Origin of the sequence: Algoriphagus boseongensis (assembly GCF_004362805.1) — a bacterium.
Taxonomy (GTDB): Bacteria; Bacteroidota; Bacteroidia; order Cytophagales; family Cyclobacteriaceae; genus Algoriphagus; species Algoriphagus boseongensis.
Genome location: NZ_SNYF01000008.1, coordinates 193,706 through 220,175 on the forward strand (window position 1 = coordinate 193,706; position 26,470 = coordinate 220,175).

The 26,470-nt window shown below is 42.6% G+C and carries 25 protein-coding genes; 12 read left to right on the plus strand and 13 right to left on the minus strand.

The features are described from left to right. Positions 1 to 18: 18 nt before the first annotated feature. The 3 genes from DFQ04_RS14680 to DFQ04_RS14690 all read left to right on the plus strand — a co-directional run bounded on the left by DFQ04_RS14680 (position 19) and on the right by DFQ04_RS14690 (position 3,668). Positions 19 to 1,227, plus strand: a complete 1,209-nt coding sequence (locus tag DFQ04_RS14680) for a hypothetical protein (protein WP_133557191.1) — start codon at positions 19 to 21, stop codon at positions 1,225 to 1,227. Between the two features lie 104 nt (positions 1,228 to 1,331). Beyond that, complete coding sequence (locus DFQ04_RS14685) at positions 1,332 to 2,348, plus strand: sugar phosphate isomerase/epimerase family protein (RefSeq protein WP_133557193.1); 1,017 nt, start codon at positions 1,332 to 1,334, stop codon at positions 2,346 to 2,348. Positions 2,349 to 2,501: 153 nt separating this feature from the next. Beyond that, the gene (locus DFQ04_RS14690; RefSeq protein ID WP_133557195.1) at positions 2,502 to 3,668 is read left to right on the plus strand and encodes a Gfo/Idh/MocA family protein; all 1,167 of its coding nucleotides are present in this window, start codon (positions 2,502 to 2,504) and stop codon (positions 3,666 to 3,668) included. 99 nt (positions 3,669 to 3,767) lie between these two features. On the opposite strand, the gene DFQ04_RS14695 is transcribed toward DFQ04_RS14690, so the two are convergent. From DFQ04_RS14695 to DFQ04_RS14715, 5 genes are all read right to left on the minus strand, one after another. After that, positions 3,768 to 4,871, minus strand: coding sequence for an acyltransferase family protein (locus DFQ04_RS14695; protein ID WP_133557197.1), 1,104 nt, complete (start codon positions 4,869 to 4,871; stop codon positions 3,768 to 3,770). Positions 4,872 to 4,961: 90 nt separating this feature from the next. Beyond that, complete coding sequence (gene trhA, locus DFQ04_RS14700; protein ID WP_133557199.1) at positions 4,962 to 5,600, minus strand: PAQR family membrane homeostasis protein TrhA; 639 nt, start codon at positions 5,598 to 5,600, stop codon at positions 4,962 to 4,964. Between the two features lie 6 nt (positions 5,601 to 5,606). Then, positions 5,607 to 6,077, minus strand: coding sequence for a hypothetical protein (locus DFQ04_RS14705; protein ID WP_133557200.1), 471 nt, complete (start codon positions 6,075 to 6,077; stop codon positions 5,607 to 5,609). Positions 6,078 to 6,195: 118 nt separating this feature from the next. Further along, on the minus strand, positions 6,196 to 6,792 hold the full coding sequence (locus DFQ04_RS14710) for a DUF2911 domain-containing protein (RefSeq protein ID WP_133557201.1): 597 nt from the start codon (positions 6,790 to 6,792) through the stop codon (positions 6,196 to 6,198). A 91-nt stretch (positions 6,793 to 6,883) separates the two neighbouring features. Then, entirely contained in the window at positions 6,884 to 7,705 is an 822-nt protein-coding gene (locus tag DFQ04_RS14715; RefSeq protein WP_133557203.1) for a sugar phosphate isomerase/epimerase family protein, read from the minus strand. 132 nt (positions 7,706 to 7,837) lie between these two features. Between DFQ04_RS14715 and DFQ04_RS14720 the strand changes: the two genes are divergently transcribed. Beyond that, positions 7,838 to 8,878: a 6-bladed beta-propeller gene (locus DFQ04_RS14720; protein WP_133557205.1), complete on the plus strand. Its 1,041-nt coding sequence runs from the start codon at positions 7,838 to 7,840 to the stop codon at positions 8,876 to 8,878. A 34-nt stretch (positions 8,879 to 8,912) separates the two neighbouring features. Further along, the gene (locus tag DFQ04_RS14725) at positions 8,913 to 9,293 is read left to right on the plus strand and encodes a VOC family protein (protein WP_133557207.1); all 381 of its coding nucleotides are present in this window, start codon (positions 8,913 to 8,915) and stop codon (positions 9,291 to 9,293) included. A 31-nt stretch (positions 9,294 to 9,324) separates the two neighbouring features. On the opposite strand, the gene DFQ04_RS14730 is transcribed toward DFQ04_RS14725, so the two are convergent. The 6 genes from DFQ04_RS14730 to DFQ04_RS14755 all read right to left on the minus strand — a co-directional run bounded on the left by DFQ04_RS14730 (position 9,325) and on the right by DFQ04_RS14755 (position 16,641). Then, the gene (locus tag DFQ04_RS14730; protein WP_133557209.1) at positions 9,325 to 9,885 is read right to left on the minus strand and encodes a LutC/YkgG family protein; all 561 of its coding nucleotides are present in this window, start codon (positions 9,883 to 9,885) and stop codon (positions 9,325 to 9,327) included. After that, positions 9,882 to 11,240 carry a lactate utilization protein B gene (locus DFQ04_RS14735; protein ID WP_133557211.1) on the minus strand — a complete coding sequence of 453 codons (1,359 nt, stop codon included), beginning with the start codon at positions 11,238 to 11,240 and terminating at the stop codon, positions 9,882 to 9,884. Before DFQ04_RS14735 ends, DFQ04_RS14730 begins: the two co-directional genes overlap by 4 nt. After that, on the minus strand, positions 11,237 to 11,995 hold the full coding sequence (locus DFQ04_RS14740) for a (Fe-S)-binding protein (RefSeq protein ID WP_133557213.1): 759 nt from the start codon (positions 11,993 to 11,995) through the stop codon (positions 11,237 to 11,239). The genes DFQ04_RS14735 and DFQ04_RS14740 overlap by 4 nt, the downstream gene beginning before the upstream one ends. A 14-nt stretch (positions 11,996 to 12,009) precedes the next feature. After that, entirely contained in the window at positions 12,010 to 13,338 is a 1,329-nt protein-coding gene (locus DFQ04_RS14745; RefSeq protein ID WP_133557215.1) for an FGGY-family carbohydrate kinase, read from the minus strand. A 91-nt stretch (positions 13,339 to 13,429) separates the two neighbouring features. After that, entirely contained in the window at positions 13,430 to 14,467 is a 1,038-nt protein-coding gene (locus DFQ04_RS14750; RefSeq protein WP_133557218.1) for a GntR family transcriptional regulator, read from the minus strand. A 53-nt stretch (positions 14,468 to 14,520) separates the two neighbouring features. Further along, positions 14,521 to 16,641 (minus strand): bifunctional aldolase/short-chain dehydrogenase, encoded by a 2,121-nt coding sequence (locus DFQ04_RS14755; RefSeq protein ID WP_133557220.1) that lies wholly within the window; start codon positions 16,639 to 16,641, stop codon positions 14,521 to 14,523. A 271-nt stretch (positions 16,642 to 16,912) separates the two neighbouring features. On the opposite strand from DFQ04_RS14755, the gene DFQ04_RS14760 reads away from it, so the two are divergent. The 5 genes from DFQ04_RS14760 (at position 16,913) to DFQ04_RS14780 (ending at position 21,600) form a co-directional block, all read left to right on the plus strand. Next, positions 16,913 to 18,316 carry a purine-cytosine permease family protein gene (locus DFQ04_RS14760; protein ID WP_133557222.1) on the plus strand — a complete coding sequence of 468 codons (1,404 nt, stop codon included), beginning with the start codon at positions 16,913 to 16,915 and terminating at the stop codon, positions 18,314 to 18,316. Further along, positions 18,313 to 18,498, plus strand: coding sequence for a hypothetical protein (locus tag DFQ04_RS14765; protein WP_133557224.1), 186 nt, complete (start codon positions 18,313 to 18,315; stop codon positions 18,496 to 18,498). The genes DFQ04_RS14760 and DFQ04_RS14765 overlap by 4 nt, the downstream gene beginning before the upstream one ends. Before the next feature lie 74 nt (positions 18,499 to 18,572). Beyond that, a complete protein-coding gene (locus DFQ04_RS14770; RefSeq protein ID WP_133557226.1) occupies positions 18,573 to 19,814 on the plus strand; it encodes a TIM barrel protein in 1,242 nt (413 codons plus the stop codon). A 169-nt stretch (positions 19,815 to 19,983) separates the two neighbouring features. Further along, positions 19,984 to 20,370 (plus strand): hypothetical protein, encoded by a 387-nt coding sequence (locus tag DFQ04_RS14775; RefSeq protein WP_133557228.1) that lies wholly within the window; start codon positions 19,984 to 19,986, stop codon positions 20,368 to 20,370. A 222-nt stretch (positions 20,371 to 20,592) separates the two neighbouring features. Continuing rightward, positions 20,593 to 21,600, plus strand: coding sequence for an SMP-30/gluconolactonase/LRE family protein (locus DFQ04_RS14780; protein ID WP_133557230.1), 1,008 nt, complete (start codon positions 20,593 to 20,595; stop codon positions 21,598 to 21,600). 26 nt (positions 21,601 to 21,626) lie between these two features. Here DFQ04_RS14780 and DFQ04_RS14785 read toward each other — a convergent pair whose 3' ends face one another. Beyond that, complete coding sequence (locus DFQ04_RS14785) at positions 21,627 to 22,946, minus strand: Gfo/Idh/MocA family protein (protein ID WP_133557232.1); 1,320 nt, start codon at positions 22,944 to 22,946, stop codon at positions 21,627 to 21,629. A gap of 885 nt (positions 22,947 to 23,831) precedes the next feature. Between DFQ04_RS14785 and DFQ04_RS14790 the strand changes: the two genes are divergently transcribed. Then, entirely contained in the window at positions 23,832 to 25,274 is a 1,443-nt protein-coding gene (locus DFQ04_RS14790; RefSeq protein ID WP_133557234.1) for an arylsulfatase, read from the plus strand. A 120-nt stretch (positions 25,275 to 25,394) separates the two neighbouring features. Here DFQ04_RS14790 and DFQ04_RS14795 read toward each other — a convergent pair whose 3' ends face one another. After that, complete coding sequence (locus tag DFQ04_RS14795; RefSeq protein ID WP_133557236.1) at positions 25,395 to 25,946, minus strand: GNAT family N-acetyltransferase; 552 nt, start codon at positions 25,944 to 25,946, stop codon at positions 25,395 to 25,397. A gap of 129 nt (positions 25,947 to 26,075) precedes the next feature. On the opposite strand from DFQ04_RS14795, the gene DFQ04_RS14800 reads away from it, so the two are divergent. Continuing rightward, entirely contained in the window at positions 26,076 to 26,438 is a 363-nt protein-coding gene (locus tag DFQ04_RS14800; RefSeq protein WP_133557238.1) for a transmembrane 220 family protein, read from the plus strand. The last annotated feature ends 32 nt before the right edge of the window (positions 26,439 to 26,470 follow it).

The following is a 26,470-nucleotide window of genomic DNA, read 5'->3' on the forward strand; positions in this document are numbered from 1 at the left end:
AACCTAATAACCAATACCATGAGTTTAGCCAAAAAGGCCCTAGAACAGGGCGAAGGAATTTTAAGATTGACGCCTACTTGGGTGCCAAGATCTTTCTGTGTGCCCGGGCGTAGGATCAAACTTCACCCAGATGATTATTATGCTTTGGGTGGAAATAGGGGAGGAATAGATGAACGTTGGTTTGCTTCCACCACTCCAGCTCAAAATGGACCACTTACTTCCAAGAATGAGGGCTTGAGTCATGTTGCCTTTGAAGATGGAGGTAAGACCGAGTTATTTCTGTTGAAAGATGCCATTGATGAATTGGGAGCTCAGATCATCGGTTCCCGACTTTGGAACAAATACAAGTCCTGGCCCATGTATTCCAAATTCTTTGATAACATGGGACCTTTACCACATCACATCCATCCAAGTGATGAGTTTGGCGCCTTGACTGGGCAAAATGGTAAGCCAGAAGCTTACTATTTTCCTCCTCAGGTCAATAATCATGGAGGAGATTTTCCTTATACCTTCTTTGGAATTGCACCGGGAACAACCAAGGATATCATTCTGGATTGTCTAAAAAACTTCAGCAAAGGCGATAATAAAATCACCAATTATTCTCAGGCCTTCCGGCTTCAACCGGGAACAGGCTGGGATGTGCCTCCGGGAATGCTTCATGCTCCAGGCTCACTTTGCACCTATGAGCCACAAAAGGCCTCGGATATTTTCGCGATGTATCAAAGCTTGGTAAATGAAGCGATCATTCCAGAAGAATTGCTTTGGAATGCCACTCCAAAAAATAGATGGGGAGATTATGAATTGCTGGTTGAAATGATCGATTGGGACCTGAATGTGAATCCTAACCTGATGGATAATCATTACATGGAGCCAAAGCCTGTTCATAATGTGGATCAAATGCATGCTGCGGGATACAATGAAAACTGGATTTGCTATCGATCTCATGATTATAGTGCCAAGGAGTTGACTGTTTATCCTGGTCAAACCGTAGTCATCAAAGATTCGGCCGCCTATGGCTTTATCATGATGCAGGGTTATGGGAAAATGGGCGTTTGGGATATCGAAACTCCAGCCATGATCCGCTTCGGTCAATTGACACATGATGAATATTTCGTATCAGAAGATGCCGCTAAAGCCGGAGTGAAAATCACCAATCTTTCCAAAACTGATCCAATCGTGATGTTGAAGCATTTTGGACCGGATAATCCTGATTTGATAATAAAATAATTGTCAACAGACCACGGACTACAGTCCACAGAACTAAGAAGCTGTGGACTGTCGACTGTGGACCGTTGACCTATTCAATAACCAATAACCTAATAACCAATAACATGAACAATTTCCCAAAACTCCATAACGCCACATGGCCGGGATTGGTCGGAAAAGGACCTGATTCTGAGCCGGTGATCGCTTTTGATTCCTTGCTCCAAATGACCGCGGCAGCGGAAGTTAATGGGGTCAAGTTTGATGGAATTGATGTGGGCTTGCTCGAACCACATTTTGATTTGAATAACCCGGATGAGGCAAAAAAACTAGCTGATAAAGTTTCTAAGTACAATCTCAATGTCGGCTCCTTAGTAGCTCCTATTTGGGCTGGCTCGGCTATGGGTACAGCAGAGCAAAGAAAGACTTTCGTTGAGATGGTTCGCAAATCCTGTGAATTTGGACAAAAACTAAAGGGCCTTGGCGTAAGGCATTATGGAATTGTGAGGATTGATTCTGCTGCTGGTGTTTCAGATTGGGCAAAGGACCCGGTAGGGAATACCAAGCAAATCGCAGAAACATTCCGGGAGGCCTGTGATGTTGCAGCTGGTTTTGGTGAAAGACTTGCAGCAGAGGGCGAAATCTGCTGGGGAGCTATGCATAGCTGGAAGCATATGGTTGACCTTTTGGAAATGGTCGATCGACCAAATATTGGATTCCAGGCAGATATGTCTCATACTTTCCTTTATACTTTGGGATATAATGCACCTGAGCACAGAATCTTGCCTGCAGACGCAGATTTGAAGGATAGGGAAGTGGTGAAAGAAGCTTTGAAAAAAGTGACTGCGGCGCTTAGACCCTGGACTATTGATTTCCACGTGGCTCAAAATGACGGTTCTGTTTTTGGATCGGGTTCACACGATAAGACAGGTCGCCATTGCCAGGCAACGGATCCAAATGGACTCTTAGATATCGCCAATGATGCGGGCTACTGGCTTAGAGATGAAAAGGGAAATCTGACGAAGGCATTCCAACATATCTGTTGGGATGGTTGCATGTTCCCTAATGCAGTAATGGAGAATCAGCAAACCTGGAACGACATTCTTGCTGCAATGATAAAGGTGCGGGAAGCACATGGGTATTAAATTACGAAGTACGAATTACGATTTACGAGGGGAATGTCGGTGGCAAAGGGAATTTAGAAAATTAACGCTTTGAGTGTCCAAATTTTTCAACCCTAACACTATCAACCCTGCCAACCCAATTTTCCAATCTTTCAATTTTAAAATCTTAAAATTATGAGCAATAAAAAACTAATTCGAGTTGGGCTAATCGGAACTGGACTGATGGGCCGAATCCATACCAATGGCTATAAGCGCCTAGCGGATTTTTTTCCGGAATATGAATATAATCCAGTGCTTCAGGCTTGCTGCTCTAGAAGAGAAGCTAATGCAAAGGCTTTCGCAGAGCGCTGGGGCTATGCTTCCTATGAGACTGACTGGAGAAAAATCATAGAAAGAGACGATATCGATGCAGTGGACATCTGTACTCCAAATGATACGCATGCCGAAATTGCCATTGCCGCTGCAAAGGCTGGGAAGATGATTCTTTGCGAAAAGCCTTTGGCTCGGACAGTCGCTGAGGCAGAGGGAATGCTAAAGGCTGTGGAAGAAGCTGGGGTTCAAAATACCGTTTGGTACAATTACCGAAGAATTCCTGCAGTAACCTTGGCTAAAAACATTGTGGCCTCAGGTAAGCTGGGAAAGATTTTCCACTACCGAGCCAATTTCCTTCAGGACTGGACGATCAATCCTGATCTTCCTCAAGGCGGGGATGCGCTTTGGAGATTGGATGTAGATGCAGCTGGTTCAGGTGTGACTGGAGATCTTTTGGCCCATTGCATCGATACAGCGATGTGGATCAATGGGGGAATCAAGGATGTTTCAGCAGTTACAGAAACATTTATCAAAGAGCGAGTTCATCAAGGTACTGGACAAAAGCAAGCTGTTGGGATTGATGATGCCTGTATTTTCCATTGCCATTTTGACAATGGCTCTTTGGGGCTTTTTGAAGCTACTAGATATGCCCGTGGGCATAAAGCCCTTTATACTTTAGAAATCAATGGTGAGCATGCCTCTATCCGATGGGATCTGCATGATATGAACCGTTTGGAATACTTCGATCATGGAGATGAGGGAAAAGTGAGAGGTTGGAGATCAATCCACATTACAGATGGGGATCATCCCTACATGAATCGTTGGTGGATTCCAGGAACTTCTATTGGCTATGAACATTCATTCATCCACCAGGTGGCAGATTTCTTCTATAGCCTTCAATCTGGGGAACCATGCCATCCAACTTTCCGGGATGCTTTCGAAACTCAGAAAGTTTGCGAAGCTGTTCTGGATTCGGCGAGGGACAGGGCTTGGAAAGATACCCATGTCAAGTGGGTAGAGAAAGTTTAAACCTCAAGTAGAAAATAGGAAAAGGCTCAAATCGAAAGGTTTGGGCTTTTTTTCACTGTTTGAGAACAATGCCGAAAGATAGATTTATTAATGTAATTTTTAGATTCTGAAAAATATCCCCTTTCGATAAAGGAAATAACACAAGCCCCACATGGCTGTCAATGCTGATAATGATGCGATAAGGAAAAGTCCGTGCTCTCCGATTCCCAGCAGTCCAAAAACTCCGTTGCTAAAAATCCCAACAGTCTTATTCATCCATCTGCCCAGCATTTCTGCAAATAGGTAAATGAAAATCGAGTTCATCCCGACAACTAGGAAGGGAAAAACTCCTTTCCTTCTATTTTTTATATCCACTCTCCAAAAGGAAAATGCCAAGGATAATATTGCCCATCCGCCCGATGCAAAGACAAAAGCCGATGTGCTGATCCGTTTAATAATGGGAGTGATTCCAGTCCAATCCAATCCATATCCGATCAATAATCCAGCTATTCCTGCGAGTACAAAAAGTTTGATTTTTTCTTGGGAAGGTTTGGAAGAAAGAAGAAGATTTCCACATATCGCTCCCCAAATAGTATGAGCTGCTGTGGGAATGCAATTGATGGCTACCCATCCTCCTCGGTTGATTTTTCCCATCAAAATCATGTCCGTGTAATTACCAAAATTGCTTCCATGTTCATAAGGGACCTCTGGATTATAGGTTCGGTACAGTATTTCGGTCAATGCCAAAAGCCCTAAAGAAACACCTAACTGAACTTTCCACCCTTTGTCCAAAAGGAAAAAAGTAACCAAAATGGTAAATGAAAGCTGAGTTAAAACATTCCAAAGTTCAAAGACTATTTTCCCGGAATACACGCAGTGTAAGCTAGTCCCGAAAAAAAACAGAATAAGGCATCTCTTCAAAATATGAAGCGCCACTTTGTTTCTATCCTCTGATAAAGCTAGTCTCTTGTTTAGGGAAAAAGGCATCGCCACTCCCACGATGAACATGAAAAAGGGTTGAATCAAATCCCAGAACCGAAGGCCATTCCATTCGTGATGGGTAAACTGAAGGAAAAAGGGATGGAGAATATTTCCTTTAGGGAAAAGCTCCAGCGATGCATCATAAACCAAAGCGGCCTCTGCGACCAATAAAAACATGGTGAGTCCTCGGAAGACATCCAGCGACACCAAGCGCTGAGTAGGTTGAGGTGAAAGATCGTTCATTTGGAGGATTTGGGCTGTATTGAAGATAAAAAATCCTGCCTAAATGGTTTTCATTTTCCGGATTATTCTCAACTAGTTTTAGCCAGTTGATTAATGGGAAAGCAAGTGATAAACTGCGACAAAGTGAGCTGCGGTTCCTCCCAAGACAAACACATGCCAAATGGTATGAAAGTACGGCCGATTGCTTTGCACATAAAAAATAACTCCCAAAGTATAGCTCAATCCACCTACTCCTATCCAGACCAAGGTTTCCAGAGAAAGTCTTTCCACCAAATCATTGAAAAAGAAAACTGCCAGCCAGCCCATGGTTAAATAGATGACAACGGAAAGGGTCTTGAATTTTCCAGTGAAGAAAAGTTTGAAAAAAGTACCGATCAATACCGAAGCCCATATGATGGACAGAAAAAGAATCGCATCATCAGTTTTAAGAATTGCCAAAACCATGGGGGTATAAGAACCTGCGATCAGAAAATAAATCGAGACATGGTCCATGATCTGAAGCTTGGCTTTTTTCTTGGAGTTCTTTGCAGCATGATATGCCGTTGAAAATCCATAAACCATCACAATTCCCAAGCTGAAGGCTAATGTGCCTATGAGATACTTAGAATCATCCAGTCGCCATGCTTTTGAGATTAAAAATGGAATACCAATAATCCCCAACAAGAATCCCAGAGCATGAGAAAGGGCATTGGCTTTTTCTTCCGGAAGAGTTTGAAGTCTTTTGGGCATCGATGTTTAAAAATCGATCAAATTTCCCATTTCGTGGATACAAAGACGAAAATTATTCTCTTCTAAGGAAATGGTAATCGCTCTGATTTCTTCATTTTTCGGGAAATCCCAGCTTCTTCCTTTCCATTGGTTTAAAATTATTTCTTCTTCCTCATCCTCGCTTAGCCAAAGGTTGCGATTGTCGTCTGCCCCATAAATATCCACTAAGCCATCTATGAGTTTTTTCACTACGTCTAACTTAGACACATTGAAATCTTCATCGATAAGTTTCATGTGTCTGTTGTTGACATACTCTAAAGTGACTACCTCAATTTTTGTAAACATTCCAAAAATTGGTTCGTCGAGATATCTATAGGAAAAAAACTCCGGGAACCTTGAATATCTTCTTGCTCTTGCTTCAATTAAAGAATAAGCTGTACTGGGATAGTCCTCCAAACTAATTCCCAGGAATTCTTCGAGTTTTTGATTGTAGTTCATAGCTGAAAAAAGTTGAATTGAAACTCAAACTAATTTCGCTTTAAAAAATTAAAAATGGAATTTCCTAAACAAAAAAAAATCCCGCTGTTTGGCGGGATTTTGATTGGGTTGGTTCTTCTTAGAATTGAGTCTTAAACTGCTCCATTTTCTGCTCCACTTGGGTATCCACCGGGAAAGTAACTTTCACACCTTCGAAAGCCATAGTGATATGAGCCACTTTGTTGTCATTGGCAGAAATGTGGTACTGAAGACGTTCAGTTTTTCCACCTCTTTCGGTAGTTGCCTTGAAGGATGCTGCATCATCTTTAGCTACGGCCTCTTCGTCGATTTTGCCATCTTTCATATAGGCAAAAACAGAAGCAGCTTTGCTGTTCAAGTGTACAGTCCAGTCACCTGATTCAGTTGGGGTCATGAAGATGGAATACTTTCCAGCTCTTAGGTTTTTGCCACCTACACTCACAGGAGTGCTAAATTCGATAACGGTTTGAGCATTAGCTCCTGCTCTCCAAGTCACGCCATACTTCTCGATTTCACCGAAGATTTTTCTGCCTTTCACGGCTGGTGAAGAATAGTCAATGCTGATTTTGGTAAAGCCAACTACTTGACTTACTGTAGCTGCAGGGCTTAGAGCAGGTTGTTGAAGTTGAGCTAATGCTCCAAAGGTGGAGGTAATAAACAAGGCAAAAGCCAAGAAAAAGAACTTCGTGTTTTTCATGTGTTTGTGTATAAATGGGTTTGGTTTGGAAAACTAACAAAAAATCAGGCCGAAAGTTGCCTGATTTTTTCATTTGGAATAAATAATTGTTTTAAAGGTGCTTTTTGATGAAGGCAACACTTTGTGGAATTTGTTCTACCGATTTTGAACTTTCATCCTCAATGACCAAAAAGGCTGTTCCTTGTTTTTTGGCTTCCTTGATCAATCCTGCAATATCAATATCCCCTGTACCAAGAACTACATTAGTCTCTACATCCCCTCGTCCATCCGGAGAGCCAGGAGTTCCTTTTTTGCGGTCTTTAAGGTGAAGCTGTGGAAACTTACCCGGGTTAGCCTTCATGATTGCCAAAGGATCTCCTCCGCCCATTTTTACCCAGAAGACATCCATGTTGAATTTGAAATTTTTGGCATTTGCCAACATGTAATCCATTGGAGTTCCGGTTCCGGAATTCGCAAATTCATAACCATGGGGATGATAGGTAAGGGTGACTCCCTCTTTTGCGAAAATTTCCCCTGCCTGATTGAAAAGGTCGGTGGCTTGCTTTACCTCTTCCAAGGAAATCGGACCCTCAGCATGAGGAATCCAGTAGCAGGTAGCGAATTTTGCCCCGTATTTTTTTGCCTCAGCCAAGATGCTTTGGGGATCTGTTTTGAGTTTGTTGTAATCCGCTCCCACGCCTACAATCCTCAATTTATTTTCTGCGAGAAGTTTATTGTATTCGTCTTGGGACATTCCATAAGTTCCTCCTCCTTCCAAAGCCGAGATACCCCATTGATTTATCAGTTGGTGATACTTGACTGGATCAACTTTCATTTCATTTCTCAGGGAATAAAGCTGTAAAGCAATTTCCTGAGCCTGAATGCTAAATGGGATTAGCATTGATACTAAGAAAAGCCAAATTCGAGATTTCATACTAGGTCTATTTTGAGTTTCTCTAATCTAGGAAATTTTTGGGCAAAGATTGGAATTGAAATAGGCCACTTTCGGATAAATCCATATGCCTTTTACCCTAATTTCTTTAACTTGAAGAATTCTCCTTCAGCTATGAATTCACGAAGAAAATTCATCAAAGACACCTCTTTAATCGGAATGGTAATGACCCTATCTCCCAATCTTTCCCTTTTAGCCTCGCAAAACCAAATTCTCGGACATGGGGATTTTAAATACCAGATTGATCCAACTTGGGGCAATCTAGATCCAGCCAAATATCCGGTGATCAATTGCCATGAAATGGTTATGGATAGGAAAGGAAGGATGATCATGCTTACTGATGAGGCTAAAAACAATGTCTTGATTTATGATCAAAGCGGAAAATTGCTGGATAATTGGACTTTGGGATTAGATCGGGCGCATGGATTGTCGATCGTGGATGAGGGGGATGCAGAATACCTTTGGGTCGTGGATAATGGTGGTAGGGTTGTAAAAACTACCCTTTCAGGCGTAGTGGTTTCTGAAGTAATTTCTCCAATCAAGGAGGGGATCTATGAGGAAAAAATGCGCTGGGTTCCGACCGAAACAGCTGTGGCTCCAAATGGGGATTTATACATCGCTGATGGATATGGCTCCCAATATTTCCTTCAGTACGATAAGAACGGAAAATTTATCCGAAAATTTGGAGGTCCAGGTCAGGGGGATAGTCAGTTCAGCACGGCTCATGGGATTGCCATTGATCAGAGGGGAGGAAAGGAGCCGACCTTGCTCTGTACTTCTAGAGGGCATAATTCCTTTAAGCGCTTTACGCTGGACGGGAATTATATAGAGACGATTTTTCTTCCGGGTGCTTTTGTTTGCAGACCGGTCATTCACGGAGAAAATCTTTACGCGGGAGTATGCTGGTCTAGGTTGAAATATTTGGAACAAACCGATAATTCAGGCTTTGTGACCATTTTGGATCAAAACAATAAGGTGGTTTCCAACCCGGGTGGAACAGCTCCTGAGTACAGAAATGGGGAGCTTCAGTTGATGGTTCAAAAGGAAGCGGTTTTCAAGCATTGCCACGATGTCTGTATTGATCAGGATGAAAATATCTATGTCTGTCAGTGGAATGCTGGGAAAACGTATCCGATCAAATTAACAAGAGTCTAATTAAATCTTTGTATTCATTTTAATAACCCCAGCTATGAAATCAGTAACCGTAGGATGGTTTGAGATTCCTGTCAACGATATGGATCGCGCCATCAAGTTTTATGAACAAGTTTTTGATTGCACCCTCAATAAACAAGTGATGGGCGATTTTCAGATGGCATGGTTTCCCGGTGATGAAACTAGTCAGGGGGCGACTGGGAGTTTGGTCTATCACAAGCAGTTTTATGAAACCAGCGGACATGCTGGAGCCTTGGTATATTTTTCCTCTGAGGATTGCGAAATTGAACTCAGTAAAGTCAAAGATGCAGGAGGCGAAGTTCAAATCCCTAAAAGAATGATTGCTCCTGATATCGGTTTTATGGGGGTTTTCCTGGATTCCGAAGGGAACAGGATTGCGATTCACTCCAGGAAATAAAATGTCAGAGGCTTACTAGGATAAAACCGATCTATTTCCAGACAACCCGTAAGCTTTTTGCTCCATGGGCTCCTATGACTAAGGACTGCTCGATATCGGCAGTCTTGGATGGTCCAGCTACAAAAAGTCCAAATCCTGAGTGAGCATCTCCGATTCTTTGGTAGGCCTGATGAAGGGTAGGGACTAGGTTTTTTCTATCCAACACAATGACCAAATGCTCAGTAATAAAAGGTATTGCTCGGAGAAAAAGCTGTGAATCATCCAGCCATATTGCTCCATTTTCAGCAACTCCAAATTGACCCTCCAAAATCGCCAAATCCAAAGTACTTAGCTCATGAGGATCTTTTGGGAGCTCGATTGTGGAAAGATTTCGATAGGATTCTGTGAGGGAAAGAATTTTTGAAAAATCCTGGGTTGCCAACCAATTCTCGAAAACGGACTTTTCCAAAACCTCTCCTTTATTTCCTAAAATGGATTGAGTGAAGCCTTCTTCCAATTCCCCGGAAATACCAAAATCTGGCAAATCAGGAAGAGGTTTTTCTTCTCTTGGAATAGCCTTGATAGCTTCTAAAATGGATTTCCGGCTGCTCATTTCCTGTTTTTAAGATACCATTCTTTGAAAGTTTCCTCGGGTGTTTCTGGTAGATTCCTGCCTTTTCCCCAGCTATTTATAGGATGATAAATCAGGGATTTAGGTAAAGTTTTTAAGGCAGCCCGCATCAGATTTCCAGAGATTTTATAGGCCAATGGACTTTTGAAAATTCCACTCGCCAGTTTCATGGAAAGTCCTTTTCCCAATTCTCCATGGGTTTTGGTGATCTCCTGTCTCCATTCGTACAACTGCTCATGAATATTGATCTTCACAGGACAGACATCCGAGCAGCTTCCGCAAAGGGTAGAAGCAAATGGAAGCGTACTGTATTTTTTCATGTCCAAACCTGGAGAAAGTATGGACCCAATTGGACCGGGAACCGTGCTCCCGTAGCTATAACCTCCACTTCTTCTATAGATCGGGCAGGTATTCATACAAGCTCCACAGCGGATGCACTTGAGAGAGTTTCTGAATTTTTCCCGTGCAAGTTGGGCTGTCCTGCCATTGTCTACAAGGATGATATGAATTTCTTTTCCCGGTGAGGGACTGCGAAAATGTGAATTATAATTCGTGACGGATTGCCCAGTGGCTGATCTTGCCAAAAGCCTGAGGAAAACCCCCAAATCCTTTCGCCTTGGGATGATTTTTTCTATCCCCATGCAGGCAATATGCACATCTGCCAAGTGCACGCCCATGTCGGCATTTCCTTCATTGGTACAGACCACGAATTCTCCGGTTTCGGCAATTCCGAAATTAACTCCCGTTATGGCAACTTTTGCCCCCAAAAACTTTTCTCTCAAATGAATTCGTGCAGCTTGAGTCAGGTAAGTTGGGTCCTCATTCCCTTTTTCAGTGTGGAGTTTTTCATGAAAAAGTTCTGAGATTTCACCCTTTTTCAGGTGAATAGCAGGAAGGACAATATGGCTTGGAGGCTGATTTAAAAACTGAACAATCCTTTCCCCTAAGTCGGTATCCACTACTTCAATCCCGTTTTTTTCTAGATAGGGATTGAGATGGCACTCTTCAGTTAGGATCGATTTGCTCTTGACGATGGCCGTGCAATTTTGCTTGCGAAGAATCTCTAAAACAAGTTGATTGTGTTCTTCTCCATCCTTGGCCCAATGGACATGAATCCCATTGGCCTGAGCATTTTTTTCAAATTCAATAAGGTATTCATCCAGCTTGGATAGAACATTTTCTTTGATTTGTGAGGCTAGATTCCGTAGCTCTTCCCATTCAGGAATGGTTTTACTGATTCGATCCCTTTTATCCCGAACAAACCAAAGCGTTTCATCATGCCATTTGGCCTTCGGATGGTCTTTGAGAAATTCGCCTGCTGCCTGTGGATGACTCATTGTATGGCCTGATTTAAGATTTCTGCCACATGCATAAACTTCAATTTTCTTCCTTCCCTGCTCGCTATTCCTTGAAGATGCATAATGCAAGACATATCTCCACCCGTGAGGATTTCTACATCGTGGCTTAGGTGGTCATCCAAGCGGTCTTTTCCCATTTGCAAGGAAAGAGCTTCTTCGGTGACGGCAAATGTTCCTCCGAAGCCGCAGCATTCATCTGATCGACTGAGCTCCACCCATTCCAAACCTTCCAGATTTTCAAGAAGACTTTTTGCCTTATTGAAAGGTGTAATATTCATCTCTGAGCTTGAAGCGAGCCGAAGTCCCCGCTGTCCATGGCAGGAAGCGTGGTATCCTACCCGATGGGGGAAACTCCCTTTTGGCACTTTGACTTTAAGGATATCTGTGAGAAACTCAGTTAGCTCAAAGATTTTATCATGAATTGCTTTTTGGGCTTTTTCTTTTCCTGAAATAACCGGAAAATGCTCCTTTACATGAAGCACACAGCTTCCCGAAGGTGCCACTACGTAGTCGTATTCCTGAAATAGCTCAATAAATCGCTCAGAAGTGCCGACAGTATCGCGCTCATAGCCCGCATTGGCCATGGGTTGCCCACAGCAGGTTTGATCCAAGGGATAGCTGACTTGGCAACCAAACTTTTCCAATAACTCCAAGGTCGCTATTCCAACTTCTGGATAAAATTGATCCACATAGCAGGGAATAAAGAGGCCTATATGGGGTTTTTGGGAATTCATCTTGGAAGATAAGCTTAGGATAACATATTCACCAGCATAGCGGCTCCTAATGCGGAACCGTTTGGAAAATCACTGGGGATAATTTCTTTTCCCGGAAGCTTAATTCTCAGCATTTCCAGAAAAATAGAATTCGCATTAAATCCTCCATCCACAAAAACCCGGTTCACTTGAGTATCATTTAAAACAAGACTCAATGAAGCTACCTGAATGTCTGTCAATTCATGGATGAAGGTGTAGTAGGCCTCAGTAAAATCAGAAAATTGATTCCAATCTGAGGAATCTGCTTTTTCTAAGCCATAGTCTTGAGGCTTCAGGTAATGGAAACCGATTTTTTTCACTTTTGAATCGGCGACTCTTTGGTAAATACTTCTATCAAATTGCAGCTTTTTGTAGGTTCCTAAAGGCAAATTCCAATGGGAGTACATTTGCTCAACTTGGTATTTGTGCTCTTCCCCGATGAATAATCTGGAAATCTTGATTGGCTCTCCAGAGATACTTAAGAATTGAAGGCAATCCTGATAAAGCTCGGATTCAGTCAATGGAGTTTTGTTGAACGGATTAATACTGATCGCCCAAGTTCCGGTTGAGAGTAAAGCGAATGGCTGTTTCTCTTGTTCCAAATAAGGTAAAAGCGCTCCAGAAGAATCATGGACCCCTATTCCGCAAGGAATACTTCCTAATTCAGATTTGGTTTGCAGAAGGGAATTCCCGGGGAGAATGGGTGGCAAAAGAGGTTCAATACCTTCCCTTTTTAACCATTCATGATAATCCATTTTAGAGAAATCCCAAAGTCCAGTATGGCAACCAATGCTAGTGTAATCAGAAACCATCTGCCCCGTAAAAATCAAACTCAAATATTGGGGTAAATGGAGGCAGTGCTTTACATTTTTGAATTTTTCAGGCTTGGCATATTTGAGAAAATAAATCTGCAGACCCGAGTTGAGCATAGCCAGAGGAGGAGAGGAGGTTTGCTGGCAAAAGCTCATTTTGCCCCCGTTTTCGGTATAAAAACGCTCTAATAAATCTTCTGGAAAGGGCTTTAGGTAATCGTAAAGTGGCGTGACTGGTTCCCCTGTTTCGTCGGTATGGACAAAAGAGGCTCCATGTCCGGAAAAGTTCAGTTTTTTTATTTCGAATTCGGTGGAAGCTAGGGCGTTTTTGAAAGTTTCTAGCATCCAATCCCGCATTGGCAGGATGGGCTCGCTTGGAAAACCATCCTCATCAGGGATGGCTTCCATTCGAGTGTAGGTATGGTAAACCTCTTTTAGATTTTCATCAAAAAGGAAAAATTTCTTGTTCGTTTTCCCGATGTCAAAGACAGCTGTTACGGGAGTTCTGGACATTTATGGGTACGATTTACGATGTATGAGTTTCGATTTTTAGAAAGTCCTTTGAAGGCAATTTTCAAATTTTTCAATCTTTAAATTTTCCAATCTAAAGCGACTTTCTCAAAGTCATTCGGAAAGGATTTTTGATTGGAATCCGATCTTCTTTACCTATGATTTGCTCGGCTATTGACTTACCCATGCTGTGAAAATCTGTAGAAATGGTAGTGATGCCATCTGCAAGGATTTCTTTTAGAGGGGTATCGTTGTAAGAAATCACCCCAACCTCCCGTCCAAGTCTGAGCAGTTGTTCTCTGGATTTTTTGACAATATTCACCAAGTCAGATTCTGCCAAAACGATATGGCAATCGCCGGCGTCTAATGGTTCGTCATCATCTACTCCATCAACAATTAGGTTTTTGAAATCATGGAAAAAGCAAAACCGCTTGAATCCATCCATAATCTCTACTGGATACAAATCCCCTTTTGGAAACACCAAGATCAAACGCTGGTATTTTCTCAAATGGGAAATTCCTGATTCCAATACTTCAAAAATATCCTTGGCGAAATCCTGGTAAACTCCCGGAAATTCATTTTCATGATCTTTTACTGCCCGGTCTAAAATCAACAGTTTCTCTTTTGGAATTCTTTTAATCAGATCATAGGCGCTCTCCGGATGTCCATTTGAGTCAAAGAAATGAGGAGCCAAAACGTAGTAATTGTATTTCCCAAGATTTTGCTCCAAAAGGTCTTCCAAAAGGTTTCGATTGTAATGGTGGATATGTAAATCCACCGTGGCATTAGAGCCTAGAGTTTCTACAATAGAGTAATAAATTATCTTTTTGTAGGAACTCAGCTTGTTGAAAAGTAAAAGCACTTTTGGCTTGTTCCCCATATTCGTAGAAGAGATATAAAATCCCTTGCCTCTCACAGAAGTAATGATTCCTCTGTCCCTTAATTCATTGTATGCTTTTTCCACCGTATCGCGGGAAAGCAAAAAGTCAAAACTGGTTTCATTGATCGAGGGAATTCTATCACCTATTTTAAGTTTGCCTTTCTCAATTTCCTCTAGGATCAAATTCACGACTTGCAAATACTTCGGCGTGCGCGAGTCCACGGCGATTTTTTCAGATTTGTCTAGTAGCATAGGTTACTGGGTTATTGGGTTCGGGTATGGGGTAATAAGTACTTCGTTCGGACTTACCGAGGGAAAGCAGCCGCAAGGCCTCCATCCACATTGAGCATATTTCCTGTGGATTTACTCAGCAATCCACTGACAAAGGCAAAAGCAGCATCAGCTATATCGCTGACTTTGACGCTTTCTTTGAGTAAAGTTCTATTGGCATAATACTGAGGAAGATCCTTCACCTCAATGCCGTAAGCTTTCGCTCGATTTTCGGCCCATCCTCCTTCCCAGATATTTGAATTTTCAATCACAGCATCTGGGTTTACTACATTGACGCGGATTTTGTCCTCGGCCAATTCCGCTGCCATTAACCTTGACATATGCAATTGAGCAGCTTTGGCAGTTCCATAAGCCACATTTTTCGGTCCCGCAACCAGGGCGTTTTTACTGACTACATTGACGATGTCTCCACCCAATCCCTGCTTTCTCATCAAATCCACTCCGACTTTTGAGACATGGTATTGTCCCATGACCAAAATGTCATTTAATCTGTCCCAATCCTGTTGGGTATGATCCTCGAATGCTCTTGAAATAGAGATTCCTGCATTATTCACTACGATGTCAATTCCTCCAAATTTCAGGCAGGTAGCTTGGATGGCTTCCGCTAAACTTTCGGTATTGGTGACATCAAGCCTAGCGCCTAATACCACATCTTTGCCGTATTTCTTCTCAAAATCAGCTAAAGTTCCATCTAGCCTTTCTTGGTCGATGTCGGTCAATACCACACAGGCACCTTCGTGAACAAACTTTTCCGCGATTCCTTTTCCGATACCACCAGCGCTGCCTGTGATTAGAGCAATTTTTCTGGAAAGAGGTTTTTCTTTAGGCATACGCTGAAGTTTGGCCTCCTCAAGCAACCAATATTCGATATCAAATGCTTCCTGAAGCGGAAGCGAAACGTAAGAAGAAACAGCCTCAGCCCCTCGCATTACATTGATGGCATTGATGTAAAATTCAGAGGCAACTCTACTGGTTTGCTTATCCTTTGCATAGCTAAAAAGTCCAACTCCAGGCCATAAAATGATCACTGGATTTGGGTCTCGCATGGCTGGGCTATTCGGATGTTTATGCTTCTCGTAATAATCCGCATACATTTCTCGGTAGGCCTGAAATGCAACTCCAATTTTTTCCTTCAAAGCTTTTGCATCGCTCAAGTCAGCATTTGCTGGTAAATCCAGAACCAAAGGACTGATTTTTGTCCTTAAGAAGTGATCTGGACAAGAGGTACCCATAGGTGCTAACTTGCTTAGATCATGGCTATTGATAAACTGAAGTACGGTTTCTGAATCGTTGAATGTACCCACCATTCTTTTTTCCGAAGAAGCGAGGCCTCTAAGGATGGGAGCCAGTTTTGCAGCTTGAGATTTTCTGGTTTCAGCATCCAAGGAACTTACCTTTTCCCCTCCGAAAACAGGTCTGGTTTTGCCATAATTAGCAGCCAAAAATGCAGATGCCGCTTCGATCACCTCCAAACTGTTCATGTAGCATTCGTAGGCAGTATCTCCCCAAGTAAACAGACCATGACCTCCAAGCATAATTCCTCTTATGCCTGGGTTTTTCTCTAAAGTCTCTTTGAGTTTAAGACCTAAGTCAAAACCAGGTCTCTGCCATGGAACCCAAGCAATAGCTCCTTTCCAGAGTTCTTGGGTGATTTTTTCTCCTTCTTTGGATGCCGCAATGGCAATGGCAGCATCTGGATGAAGGTGGTCTATATGCTTGAAAGGTAAAAATCCATGAAGTGGAGTATCTATAGAAGGGGCCTTTGAAGCCAGGTCATAGATGCAATGGTTAAAAAGCTCCACCATTTCATCTTCAAATTCAATTCCTCTATAAATACCTTCCAATGAGCGGAGTTTTTCTACATACAATCCAGCCAAACCAGATCTGGTCATGGTTCCTATGTCCCCTCCGGATCCTTTGATCCACATGACCTCCACGGGTTCCTTGGTTAATGGATCAAGTTCAATGGTCTTACAGGAAGTGTTACCTCCCCCATAATTGGTTATTCTTAGGTCTGCACCTAATATATTGGATCGATAGATTAACAGGTCAACTTCATTACCTTCCATTTGGGATGCTTTTTTATCATCCCAGAGATAGCTTACGTGCTTAAAACTCATAATAGGTGTATTCATATAGGAAACAGGTCTTCTTGTTATTTGATGAATTTCAGAGAAATCAAGGTTTCAAGTATCCTGTAGTGTCTTGAGTGAATTTATTTTTCTTTCATTGATTCTAAATGAATATAAAATCAACTAGTGAAATTCATTTGATTAATTTTTAAAATCTATTCCCAAATTCCTTTTTTGCAAAATAAAAGATTGCAAAAGGTCTAAAATGAATTCGGACAGGGCAGGATAGGGGTAGAATCAAATTTACTTTTATTTCCCTCTATAAAAAATCAAGATGAGTAATCGATTCTTCAAAAAAATTGTCGCTGAAACGAATGAGTATGAGCGAACTCCAATTCCGGATTCCAGTCTAAAGGGAAGCAAAAGTTTTTTGGGAATGTATGCGGGAGAGCATACTGCAGGAACTGAATTTGTAATCGGGCCTTTATTCGTAGCGCATGGAGTCAGCGCAGGCGATCTTGTATTTGGGTTATTGATCGGAAATTTTTTGGCTGTTCTTAGTTGGGGATTGATTACTGCTCCAATAGCTACTTCCAAGAGACTCACCTTATATTATCAATTGGAAAGAATTGCTGGTAAAAATGTAGTCCGATGGTATAATCTGGTTAATGCATTGATGTTCTGCTTTTTGGCAGGGTCCATGATTGCCGTTTCTGCAACGGCTGTGGGTATTCCTTTTGATTTAGAAATGCCAACACTTACAGATTGGCTTCCCAGGACTCCGGGCTGGATTTTGACCGTTTTGCTAATGGGTGCAGTGATTACTTTGGTAGCGATTCAAGGCTATTCTCAGGTGTCGAAATTTGCCAATATCATGTCCCCTTGGATGATTTTGATATTTTTCGCTGCCGCTATCGTTGGTTTGGCTCAATTGGGGGTGAACTCTGCGGATAGCTTGATTTCTGTCGCTCAGGAAGTGATTTGGAATGGAGTTCCATTACCGGGAATGTCCAGATTTTCCATTTGGCATATTATCTTTTTCGCATGGTTTTGCAATATGGCCATGCACATCGGAATGTCCGATTTGACCATTCTTCGCTATGCTAAATCCTGGAAATATGGCTTTACTTCTTTCGCCGGCGTTTACTTGGGACATTTTGTGGCCTGGATTGCTTCAGGAATTTTGTATGCGGTTTTCCTTCAGGCCAATGCAACCTCACAGGAATTTGCTCCGGGAGCTATAGCCTACCAAACTTTAGGAATTGCAGGAGCAATTTGTGTGGTGATTGCAGGTTGGACCACAGCAAATCCAACTATCTATCGAGCTGGTTTGGCCTTGCAGGGAATTTTCCCCAAAGTACAAACCTGGAAAATCACCGCTATCGTAGGTGGAATTACCAGTATAGCTGCCTGCTTTCCAGCGCTGGTGATGAAATTACTCGATTTTGTAGCCCTTTATGGATTACTTTTAATGCCAATGGGTGCTGTAATTTTTGCGGATTTTTATTTCTCCAAGAAAATGGGTTTTCAGGCTGAAGGAGCTTTGTCCTCAGGGTCAAATTTTAGTCTTCCGGCTCTTTTGAGCTGGGTTCTAACTTTGGGATTCTGCCTTGGATTGAATCTGATGTATGGAGTGGAAATATTCTTCCTCGGGCTGCCAGGTTGGTTCGTAGCTGTGGCGATCTTCGTAATTCTCTCTAAACTCAAGTACCCTACCAAACCATCCCTTGCCTTATGAAAAATCTAGCTAAAGTTTTTTCTTTATTAGGATTGCTATTGACAATCGTCCCTCCGGTTTTATTCTTTATGGGCTCCATGGAAATGGGAACCATGAAAATTGCCATGGGAATTGGAATGGTAGCATGGATTGCGAGTGCTCCTTTTTGGATCAATAAACCAGCTGGCAGTGATCAGGGATGAGTCCATAGTCCATATACTTTAACCAAAATGTGAAAACTCACAACAGATAATCGATAACTAATAACCAACACCCCATGTCAACCGACTTTCACAACCGGTCTTTTTCTCTACTTTCAGAGCAATTGGTCTCCAAAGGAATGGACGTTGAGTCTCTGATTTCAAAAATTGCCAAATTTCAAATCGCAGTGCCCAGTTGGGCGCTTGGAGCTGGGGGAACTCGATTTGGACGATTTTCTATTGGCGGAGAGCCTAGAAATTTGGAGGAAAAGCTGGAGGATATTGGACTTTTAGCCAAAATCACCAAGCGCACGGATGCGGTTTCATTGCACATCCCATGGGATATTCCTCAGGATGCGGAAGCTGTAAAACAAAAGGCATCAAGTCTTGGGATTGGTTTTGATGCGATGAACAGTAATACGTTTCAGGATTACGGACAGACGCTTTCCTATAAAATGGGTTCGCTGAGCAATGCCGATTCATTAGTTCGAGCTCAGGCAGTAGAGCATAACCTTCAGGTGATTGAAATTGGAAAAAGCTTGGGAAGCAAAGGCTTGACTGTTTGGCTGGCGGATGGAAGTAATTTTCCCGGACAGGCGAACTTTAGAAATAGCCTTCAATGGACCACAGATTCGCTCAAAGAAATTTATGCCGGATTGCCTTCTGACTGGAAATTGCTCTTGGAGTACAAACCTTACGAACCCAATTTTTACCATACCGTCATTCCGGATTGGGGGACTTCGGCATTAATTTGTCATCAATTAGGAGATCAGGCAAAAGTACTGGTGGACTTAGGACATCATTTGCCTAATACTAATATCGAGCAAATTGTTGCTACCCTGATGCATTTGGATCTCCTGGCTGGATTCCATTTCAATGACAGCAAATATGGAGACGATGATCTGAGTACGGGAAGCATCAAGCCGTATCAGCTTTTTCTAATCTTTTGCGAGTTGATAGGCGGATCCTCAGATGGAGCTCAGGCTTGGGATTCCATCTCCTGGATGATCGATGCCAGCCACAATGTCAAAGACCCCATTGAAGATTTGATTCAGGCTTTAGAGGCCATTTCACAGGCTTATGCCAAAGCCCTTTTGGTGGATAGGAAGAAGCTTTCCCAATGTCAGATTGAAGGTGATGTGGTAGGAGCTCAAGAAGTGCTTCAGGAGGCATTTTTAACTGATGTGAGGGCTTTGGTTAGAGAAGCCCGAATCCAAAGTGGAGGAGAAGCCGATCCCCTAGCTTTTTATAGAAGAGAAAAAATTAGGGAAAAGCTAATTGCTAAGCGAGGAAAGAACGCGCAGGCGAGCGGGCTTTAGTCCTAAATCCAACTCAGACGTGTGTAAAGAAATCTGGATTTGGACAGGTAGAAAAATTGTGAGTTTCAAAGGGGTTTGAATATTTTTAGAAGAGAATGAGTTTTCAATAATTATTGAATAGATAGAGTTTTTTAACATGAGGTTGTATCATAAGATATCTAAGATAGTAATGCAATTTTTTTGTGTCCTATTAATTCAAGGATGCGAAATAGAGGAGCCAACCATCTTTTCTGGAGAAGTGGTCGATCTTCAGACTGGCCGGGAAATTCCCAAAGTCACGTTATTATTCAGTGTTTATGAAAAGTCTCCATTCCTTACCATTCCTAGTATTGTCAGAGAGGATACAGTTGAGACGGATAGCCAAGGAAAATTTCATCTAGTCGTCCCCTACAATGAACAGTATTCTCGATTCACAATTAATGTTTTGAAAAAGTTGTCTAATGGTAGCTTTGAATTTGTTAATGAGAGTAGAGATTGCTCTCCCTATGATTGCAGTTCCTTTAAGGCTGGAAACGCTTACAAATTCAAGCTTAAAATCCCATTGGACTCATTATAAAAGACATATCGTCCAGTTTAGCTTTCCTCCAATGAGCTAAGGAGAAAGTTGATTAGGACTGGGTTTAGATTGCCTCCCCTTAAATCTGGTCTTTAGCTAAAAGCTTTACCAAAGCTTTTCCTGACTCTCGATCCTACCTTTCTATAAAAACAAATTTGTAATTTGTTAGAGTTACAAGACAATAGGAAAAATGACCTTCATCTTTCTCAAAACCAACCCCTCATGAAAAATTCCTTTTGGTTTATCCTTTTTGCCTTCGGTGCATGCTCCACTCCGAAATCTCAGGAATCCGTTGAGCAGGAAGTCATGACGATCGGCTCAGTCGAGCGATTGGATGCTGTAATAAATGCCCTGATTTCTGAGGATGCCCAAATCGAAGTGTTGGCATCGGGCTTCGAATGGGCCGAAGGTCCGCTTTGGTTGGAGGAACAGCAGGCCTTGATTTTTACCGATGTTCCTACTAATAAAATATGGAAATGGACCGAGAAGGATAGCTTAGCTCTTTATTTGACCCCTTCGGGTTATCTGGGGGATCGAACAGACAAGCGAGAGCCTGGAGCTAATGGCTTGGCATTAGATTCAGAAGGCAACCTGATCCTTTGCCAGCATGGAGAAAGGCAGGTGGGGAAAATGCTTTCTCCATTAATCACTCCAAAACCTGAATTTGAAGCACTTGCGACGGGATTTGAAGGCAAGCGTTTCAATAGTCCAAATGACCTGGTTTATAATTCCAAAGGACAACTCTTTTTCACAGATCCACCTTACGGAATGGACCCTTGGGATGAGAAAAAATTGGATTTTCAGGGTGTTTATCGATTGGATTCGGATGGAAAAGTAAATCTCTTAGTGGATTCCCTTTCCAGACCTAATGGAATTGGCTTGAGTCCAGATCAGAAGACTTTATATATCGCGCAGTCCGATCCGGAAAAGGCGAAGTATTATGCCTTCGATTTGGATGAGCAAGGAAATGTAGTTTCCGGTAGGGTGCTATTTGATGCCACTTCTCTACAAAGTGAAACCCGAAAAGGGCTACCGGATGGATTGAAGGTTCATTCGAGCGGGATGATTTTTGCAACAGGTCCTGGAGGGGTGCTAGTCTTGAGTCCAGAAGGGAAGCATATAGGTACGATTCTGACTGAAAACGGCACCGCTAATTGTGGGTTTGATTTGGGAGAAAAAAACCTCTACATGACTGCAGATAGCTTTCTTTTGAGGATAAAGCTGAATTGAAAAGAGGGATGCTGAAATCGTAAATTCTACCCTTTAGGCAAAACCCATGGTTCCCGATAGCTAGGCCAGACCAGTTCATTGGCCGCTTTGTTCCCTTCAAATTCCCGTTTTGCATCATTCCAAATTAATTCCTCTGCCCCAACCCGAGCGGCGATATTGGGAATATGGGCATGAAGTGCCGCGATTCTCCCAGCTTCTGGAGGGCAAATAGTTTGGTTTCGGGTTTTGATGCATTCCACAAAATTGGCCACATGGAGGTTATGGGATTCCTTCATGCCTTCCAGTTTTTTGGCTTCGATCTTTGGTGCTTTTGCCTCGGGGTCCCATTCTGGATAGATTTCATATCCATTTCGATTAACGACTAAGGTTCCTTTTTCCCCTACATATCCTATCCCATAAGGTTTTCCATACGGGCCAGTTTGTAGTCCACCATTCATGTCGTAGTTAATCAAAAAGTCTTTTTTAGGATATAGGACATTCATCGTGTCAAAGGTATCCCGATCCCGATTTTCCAGATTGACATTACTGGCATAGGTAAGTACCCTGCTCGGAGCGGCTGGATTTTCCTCGATCCAGATCGCCATATCCAATAAATGGACTCCCCAGTCTGACATTAGCCCTCCTCCATAATCCCAAAAATGCCTCCAGCTACCATGGAATCGATTGGGATTAAAGTCTCTCTTCGGGGCAGGGCCTAGCCAAAAATCATAATCCACTCCATCCGGGACGGGTGTTGGGGATTTCTTCAGATTACCCAAACCGTAGTTGAAATTGGACCAGATATTCACTTTCCGGATTTTGCCCAAATACCCGCTTTTGACAAGTTCCCTGGATTCGATAAAGGCCTGTCCGGAGCGCTGCTGCTGACCAACCTGCATGATTCGGCCATAGTTGGATGCAGCCTGTGCCATCAGGTCGCATTCTCCGATCGAGTTAGCCATAGGTTTTTCTACATAGACGTCCTTTCCTGCTTCACATGCCGCAGTGGCTATCAGACAATGCCAATGGTCAGGCGTACCAATGATGACGGCATCCAAATCCTTTTTCTCCAGAAGCTTTCTAAAATCCGTAAATCGCTCCGGAGATTTACCGGTTAAATCATTCACCTCCTTTATCCGTCGATCCAATACGTTCTGATCAATATCGCATATTCCTGCACAGACCACTTCGGGTAAGGCAAGGTGATGGCGAAGAATTCCAAAACCCATATTGTTGGCGCCAATAAGACCTACTCGGATTTGATCACTTGGAGCTATCCGCCTTTTGGCTTGAAGTAAGGCTGGGGAAGCTAAAATTCCTGCTGTAGTCAAGGCAGAATATTTAATAAATCTTCGTCTTGGATTCATGGGATTTTGGTTTTGGGTCCTATTGTTTGGAATAAGTTAATGGGAATCGGCAAAGAATAAAAGGGGAGGAAGGTAGTGCGAATTAGGATTTGCCAAATAAGGTTCTGGAAATCCCGGGATTTTGTGGATAAGTCAAAAATTACGGTGAACAACCTGTTCTTTTACATAAAATTTTGTGGGGGAAAATTGTGGGAAAATAAGGTTTGGAAAACTTGTATTCAGGTAGAATATGATGCAACTTTGATTATACCAAATGAGAGATAAAAGGCCGGGAATACGATCCCGGATTCAAGTTTGAAAGTTTGAGATCGGGCGCAAAGGGGAACAAATCTTCGGAAGAGTTTCTGAGACGGGTAACCGCAGAAGTGCCAACAACGATTAGACTGAGTTTGAAAAGTCTTAGGACAATTCAAATAACTTGGCGTGAAAGACTGGAAGTGCAAACGGAAGGTTGAAAGAGGTAACTCCAAAAGCGCAAAACAAGTGAGTCAGTCGGCTGAGTTTCTTCGGAAACAAAACGCCAATCGGGCACAAAGGAATCGAGGCTTAGCTGCATCGATTTGAAACGGACCACCGCAGAAGTGCTACACTAGATCGGCCCTGAAAATGCTCCCAGAGCAGATTCGGGATACCTGACAGGAAGGAGCTTTTAGAAATAAAAGTTTGAGATGGGCAACCGCAGAACTGTGACACTGGTATCTAAAAAGGGACAATCCTTTCGAGGAGGCTTCAAACATCAGAATTTTGACCTGGGCAACTGGGAAAAGTCTTTGAACAGTAGTTTGGAATAAGTTGAAGGCTATGGTTTTCAGCTTATTAAACGGGAAGATTTCGCTAGAAACTCTTCCCGTTTTTGTTTTTTAGGCTAATAGCCTAAATTCCAGAATGAAGCACTGTCTGGTTATCTTTTTAGCATTGGTTTTATTTTCATTTCAAGGGAAAAACCAAAGCGAAGCTCCTCTGAAATCTCCCCCAAATGTGATTTTTATTCTAGCCGATGATTTAGGTTACGGGGATTTAGGCTTTTTAGGTCAGCAGTACATAGAGACTCCAAACATCGATCGATTGGCTGCTGAGGGAATGGTTTTCACCAACCATTATTCCGGAGCCACAGTCTGTGCACCATCCCGATCAGCTTTTATGACTGGATTGCATACCGGACATACCCCGATTCGAGGGAATTCGGAAGTTCAACCTGAGGGTCAATATCCGATGCCGGATACCTTGATGACTATTTCAAAAGTTTTCCAAAAAGCAGGTTATGTCACTGGAGCCTTTGGGAAATGGGGATTAGGGATGAACGAAACTACAGGCGATCCGCTCAATCAAGGGTTTGGAGAATTTTATGGCTACCTCTGCCAGCGGTATGCGCACCGCTACTATCCTGCCTACCTCTGGCAAAACGGAGTTCAGGTAAACTTGCCTGGAAACGATTGGACGAATAAGGTTACCTATGCTCCGGATTTGATCCAAAAGGAATCTCTGGCTTTTATTGAGAAAAATAAGGATATGCCTTTCTTTCTTTTTATGCCTATCGTCACCCCTCATGCAGAATTGGCAGCGCCTGATGATGGGCTTTTCCAGAAATACAGAAATAAATTCGGAGAAGAAAAACCTCATTTGGCTCCTCCAGGTGGGGATTATGGACCTGAGATGAAAATTCCCGGCTACCAAAGTGAGCCTTATCCGCATGCTGCTTTTGCTGCCATGGTGGAGCGAATCGATCGATATGTAGGGGAGGTTGTTTCGAAGTTGGAAGAATTGGGATTGAGCGAAAATACGCTGATTGTTTTCACCTCAGATAATGGTGCTCACCGAGAGGGTGGTGCCGATCCGGACTTTTTTGATTCCAACGGGCCGTTTAGAGGATATAAAAGGGATTTGTATGAAGGAGGAATTCATGTGCCGCTCGTGGTCAAATGGCCAGGAAAAATCAAAGCCAATTCCAGTTCGGATCATGTTTCTGCCTTTTGGGATTGGTTGCCTACTTTTGCTGAACTTTTAGGCGAAAAATCTCCAGATGGTATTGATGGAATTTCTTTGGTTCCGACTCTTCTAGGAAAAGGAAATCAAGCGGAGCATGAAACTTTATACTGGGAATTCCATGAATTGGGCGGAAGGCAGGCGCTGAGAAAAGGAGACTGGAAGTTGGTCAAATATCAAGTCAAGGATTCCTCAAAAACGTCTGTTGAGCTTTTTGATCTTAAAAATGATCCGGGGGAGCTGACAGATTTGGCAGCCCAAAATCCCCAAATCGTGGAGGAGCTTGAAGTTTTATTGGAGAAATCTCGTTGGTCCAATCCGGTATTCAACCTTTTTGAAAATTAAAAACGGGAGCTTTTGACTCCCGTTTCCCTTACCCAATCAATTACTTATTACCCTATAAGTAGTTTGAAAATAGCTCATTATCAAGCCTTAACTATCCTTCTCTGACCTGCTTCTGGAAATTTATTTCCAATCCCAAGCTACGATTGCCCAAGGTTGGGTTTGGTCGGCAAATTCATGAATTGTTCTAAACCCCACTCGTTGATGTGCAGCCAGAGACCTGGTATTGCTCAAGGCAATTTCTGTGATGGCAAACTCGTATGAGGGTGAGTAGGCTTCTTGGTAAGCTTTGTACATCTGATCAAAAAGTCCAGTTCCGCGTTGATTTTTTCCAACACAAATCTGCCCGATCACCATGTAGTCCATTTCAGCCACTTTTTTTCCTTTAAAATTGAGCTGATCAAATTGCTCGAACATGGGGACCAAAACAGGTACTAAATTTCTGGAAGCCTTTGTCATGGCTAAAATATAGCCCACCACCTCTTCTTCATCTTTGGCAATGATGTGAGGGGCGAGAGCATTCATCGCTGCCAATTGTTCCATAGTGTGTCGTACGGTGACAAACCCTTCTTTGGATTTTTCTTCAGAAGAAATAGTACTTAGGTGGTTGGCCCATTGAAGTGCCAAAATTCCTTCTAAATCAGAAGAGGTGGATGCCGCTTTTATCTCGACCATGCCCAGCTTTTGTTTTCCGAACCAAAATACCTGAATTTTTCCTGACAAAAATCTCTTTTGCCGAATATCCCAAGACGGCTTGATTCTTTTTTAAAATGCTTAGTTTTAAAAAATTCAACCCAAAATCGTATGAAATTCAATAAATACTTCTTCGGAATTTGGTTTTTCCTCTTTGCCCTTTTCGCCTATTGGCAGTTTAACGACCCCGATCCTGAAGTTTGGGTAAGCATTTATGGAGTAGCTATGGTCTTTTGTCTACTTGGTGTGAGAGGGATTTTTCCTAAAATACCATTGACGGTTACTGTGGTGGTGGCTGTTTTAGGAGCCATTTACTTCTTCCCAGGCGGGGTGGGAGATTGGATATCTCAGGAATGGGCCCAAAAAGACTTGACCATGAAAACTCAGCAGATGGAAGAAAACAGGGAGACTTTCGGCTTGGCCATCATCGCACTCGTCCTTAGCCCAGCTTTATATAAGGCTTGGAAAAAGTGAATTAGTTTATTGTCCATTGACCATGGACTTAT

Coding starts and splice junctions, on each gene's coding strand:
- DFQ04_RS14705 (WP_133557200.1), bottom strand. CDS start 6,077: ATGAACTACAATCAAAAACTCGAAGAATTCCTGGGAATTAGTTTGGAG.
- DFQ04_RS14790 (WP_133557234.1), top strand. CDS start 23,832: ATGAAGCACTGTCTGGTTATCTTTTTAGCATTGGTTTTATTTTCATTT.
- DFQ04_RS14760 (WP_133557222.1), top strand. CDS start 16,913: ATGAGTAATCGATTCTTCAAAAAAATTGTCGCTGAAACGAATGAGTAT.
- DFQ04_RS14710 (WP_133557201.1), bottom strand. CDS start 6,792: ATGAAAAACACGAAGTTCTTTTTCTTGGCTTTTGCCTTGTTTATTACC.
- DFQ04_RS14770 (WP_133557226.1), top strand. CDS start 18,573: ATGTCAACCGACTTTCACAACCGGTCTTTTTCTCTACTTTCAGAGCAA.
- DFQ04_RS14785 (WP_133557232.1), bottom strand. CDS start 22,946: ATGAATCCAAGACGAAGATTTATTAAATATTCTGCCTTGACTACAGCA.
- DFQ04_RS14795 (WP_133557236.1), bottom strand. CDS start 25,946: ATGGTCGAGATAAAAGCGGCATCCACCTCTTCTGATTTAGAAGGAATT.
- DFQ04_RS14775 (WP_133557228.1), top strand. CDS start 19,984: ATGCAATTTTTTTGTGTCCTATTAATTCAAGGATGCGAAATAGAGGAG.
- DFQ04_RS14720 (WP_133557205.1), top strand. CDS start 7,838: ATGAATTCACGAAGAAAATTCATCAAAGACACCTCTTTAATCGGAATG.
- DFQ04_RS14725 (WP_133557207.1), top strand. CDS start 8,913: ATGAAATCAGTAACCGTAGGATGGTTTGAGATTCCTGTCAACGATATG.
- DFQ04_RS14715 (WP_133557203.1), bottom strand. CDS start 7,705: ATGAAATCTCGAATTTGGCTTTTCTTAGTATCAATGCTAATCCCATTT.
- DFQ04_RS14735 (WP_133557211.1), bottom strand. CDS start 11,240: ATGAGTCATCCACAGGCAGCAGGCGAATTTCTCAAAGACCATCCGAAG.
- DFQ04_RS14680 (WP_133557191.1), top strand. CDS start 19: ATGAGTTTAGCCAAAAAGGCCCTAGAACAGGGCGAAGGAATTTTAAGA.
- DFQ04_RS14765 (WP_133557224.1), top strand. CDS start 18,313: ATGAAAAATCTAGCTAAAGTTTTTTCTTTATTAGGATTGCTATTGACA.
- DFQ04_RS14685 (WP_133557193.1), top strand. CDS start 1,332: ATGAACAATTTCCCAAAACTCCATAACGCCACATGGCCGGGATTGGTC.
- DFQ04_RS14730 (WP_133557209.1), bottom strand. CDS start 9,885: ATGAGCAGCCGGAAATCCATTTTAGAAGCTATCAAGGCTATTCCAAGA.
- DFQ04_RS14800 (WP_133557238.1), top strand. CDS start 26,076: ATGAAATTCAATAAATACTTCTTCGGAATTTGGTTTTTCCTCTTTGCC.
- DFQ04_RS14740 (WP_133557213.1), bottom strand. CDS start 11,995: ATGAATTCCCAAAAACCCCATATAGGCCTCTTTATTCCCTGCTATGTG.
- DFQ04_RS14780 (WP_133557230.1), top strand. CDS start 20,593: ATGAAAAATTCCTTTTGGTTTATCCTTTTTGCCTTCGGTGCATGCTCC.
- DFQ04_RS14690 (WP_133557195.1), top strand. CDS start 2,502: ATGAGCAATAAAAAACTAATTCGAGTTGGGCTAATCGGAACTGGACTG.
- DFQ04_RS14745 (WP_133557215.1), bottom strand. CDS start 13,338: ATGTCCAGAACTCCCGTAACAGCTGTCTTTGACATCGGGAAAACGAAC.
- trhA (WP_133557199.1), bottom strand. CDS start 5,600: ATGCCCAAAAGACTTCAAACTCTTCCGGAAGAAAAAGCCAATGCCCTT.
- DFQ04_RS14695 (WP_133557197.1), bottom strand. CDS start 4,871: ATGAACGATCTTTCACCTCAACCTACTCAGCGCTTGGTGTCGCTGGAT.
- DFQ04_RS14750 (WP_133557218.1), bottom strand. CDS start 14,467: ATGCTACTAGACAAATCTGAAAAAATCGCCGTGGACTCGCGCACGCCG.
- DFQ04_RS14755 (WP_133557220.1), bottom strand. CDS start 16,641: ATGAATACACCTATTATGAGTTTTAAGCACGTAAGCTATCTCTGGGAT.